This window comes from Photobacterium chitinilyticum (genome assembly GCF_004104355.1).
Lineage (GTDB): Bacteria > Pseudomonadota > Gammaproteobacteria > Enterobacterales > Vibrionaceae > Photobacterium > Photobacterium chitinilyticum.
In genome coordinates this window covers 1-906 of sequence record NZ_RJLM01000092.1, presented here as the reverse complement: position 1 = coordinate 906, position 906 = coordinate 1, and the positions used below count along the sequence as shown (strand labels likewise).

The following is a 906-nucleotide window of genomic DNA, read 5'->3' as shown; positions in this document are numbered from 1 at the left end:
TATCGAGAAATCGAGGAAGCTATACAAGGGTTTTGTCGAGCCTGTTCATATGATACCTAATAATATGCTATTAAAAAAAAGGAATTCTAGGACACCCGTGTGAATTCGGACCTCTCCGATTCAAATCGGACCATAGTTACTGACCTAAAATTCTACGCGAATCAAGATCTAGAAAAGGAAGTTTTCCAATCACTGACTCAAACCCATTGTCAAATCCTACTCAGCAGAATATGGAGGTACTTATGGCGGAACGGGCCAATCTGGTATTTCACAATAAAGTGATAGATGGAACTGCTATTAAACGACTTATTAGCCGATTAATAGATCACTTCGGGATGGCATATACATCACACATCCTAGATCAAGTAAAGACTCTGGGTTTCCAGCAAGCCACTGCTACATCCATTTCATTAGGAATTGATGATCTTTTAACAATACCTTCTAAAAGATGGCTAGTTCAAGACGCTGAACAACAAAGTTTTATTTTGGAAAAACACCATCATTATGGGAATGTACAYGCGGTAGAAAAATTACGYCAATCKATYGAGATATGGTATGCYACAAGTGAATATTTGCGACAAGAAATGAATCCTAATTTTMGGATGACSGAYCCYTTYAATCCAGTYCATATRATGTCTTTTTCGGGAGCYAGRGGAAATGCATCTCARGTACAYCAATTAGTAGGTATGAGAGGATTAATGTCGGATCCCCAAGGRCAAATGATTGATTTACCYATTCAAAGCAATTTACGCGAAGGACTYTCTTTAACAGAATATATYATTTCTTGCTAYGGAGCCCGYAAAGGAGTTGTRGATACYGCTRTMCGMACATCAGATGCWGGATATCTYACGCGYMGACTTGTTGAAGTAGTTCAACAYATTGTTGTACGTMGAACAGATTGTGGCA

General features: G+C 38.8%; 1 pseudogene. It reads left to right on the top strand.

Going from position 1 to position 906, the window contains the following annotated elements:
• Window positions 1-230 precede the first annotated feature (230 nt).
• Window positions 231-906, top strand: a pseudogene (locus EDI28_RS28150) (DNA-directed RNA polymerase subunit beta'); the annotation flags it as partial.